This window comes from Sporosarcina sp. P29 (genome assembly GCF_002743265.1).
Classification (GTDB): Bacteria; Bacillota; Bacilli; order Bacillales_A; family Planococcaceae; genus Sporosarcina.
On sequence record NZ_PDYX01000049.1, the window covers coordinates 1 to 1,463 of the forward strand.

At 37.7% G+C, this 1,463-nt stretch carries 1 protein-coding gene; it reads left to right on the top strand.

Annotation, left to right across the window (positions count from 1 at the left end):
* Positions 1 to 95: 95 nt before the first annotated feature.
* A protein-coding gene (locus CSV68_RS16400; protein WP_483315685.1) for an IS3 family transposase occupies positions 96 to 1,426 on the top strand; the annotation gives its coding sequence in 2 pieces (ribosomal slippage) (positions 96 to 483 and positions 483 to 1,426; 1,332 coding nt in all).
* The last annotated feature ends 37 nt before the right edge of the window (positions 1,427 to 1,463 follow it).

Below are 1,463 nucleotides of genomic sequence, written 5' to 3' on the forward strand. Positions count from 1 at the left end.
TAAACTGTACCCTATAAGATGGACACTTTGAAAAAGTCCCTCTTATAGGGTATTTTTATGTATACTATGAAAAATGATGTCGGGGGTGGGATCAAATGACTAACATATTATTTACTAAAAAAGAACAGGAGCAACTAAAATGTAATCCCAATGTGAAAGCAGTCAGTGAAAAAGGAATTACTTATTCAGATGAATATAAACGTCATTTTATTACAGAATACGAAAAAGGTAAATTGCCAGGGGAGATATTTGAGGAAGCAGGTCTTGACGTTGAGCTAATCGGTAAAGAGCGTGTACATTCCGCTAGTAAGCGTTGGCGTGCTGCGTATCGAAAAGAGGGTGTGAACGGTTTACAGGACACACGTAAAGGTAATGCGGGTCGTCCAGTAGATCGCGAACTAACACTCGAGGAGAAAATTGCTCGTTTAGAAGCTAAAAATCAATTATTACGTGCAGAGAATGAATTACTAAAAAAGCTCGATTTACTCGAAAGGCAGGCGTTGAAGAGGAAATAAAAATCCCGACAGGAGCGAAATTTGAATTAATCCTTTACACCGTCAATAAGTATAATTTGAAGCGGATGGTAAGCTATTTATGCGAAGTGATGGGTGTCTCTCGTTCAAGTTATTATAATTATTTTGCGGAACAGTCGTCGCAAAAACGAGTAGTGCAAGAACAAGCAGATGAAATTGTAAGGGATCTCATTTTAAAGGCTTATCGCTTCAAAGGACGCAAAAAAGGTGCACGCCAAATTAAAATGACACTCCAAAATCAATATAATATTACCTATAATCTAAAGCGCATTCGTCGTATCATGAAGAAATATAATATTATCTGTCCGATTCGTAAGGCGAATCCTTATCGACGTATGGCGAAGGCAACAAAAGAACATCGTACGTGTCCCAATCTATTACAACGCAATTTCAAACAAGGTATAGCGGGAAAAGTATTATTAACCGATATCACTTATTTAACATATAAAGATGGAAAACGAGCATATTTATCCACAGTTAAGGACGCAGAGACAAACGAAATTTTGGCGTACGAAGTATCCTCTTCACTACATTTAGAAATTGTGCTGAATACCCTTCGGAAATTGAGAAAACACGGTCATCTTTCTGAGGGTGCATTTATTCATTCAGATCAAGGTTTCCATTACACAAATCCTGAATTCCAGGCGGTAGTTAAACGAATGGGATTAGGTCAATCGATGTCTCGGAAGGGAAACTGTTGGGATAACGCTCCCCAGGAATCATTTTTTGGCCATTTTAAAGATGAGACGAACATTAAAGAGTGCACAACATTAGAGGAAGTAAAACGTGAAATTAAAAGTTACATGACGTACTACAATCATTATCGTGGGCAATGGAATTTAAAAAAGTTGCCGCCTGCAAAATACAGGCAGCAACTTCAACAAATAGCATAGGCTTTTTTTAATTGTCCTTTACAAGGGGTACAGTTTA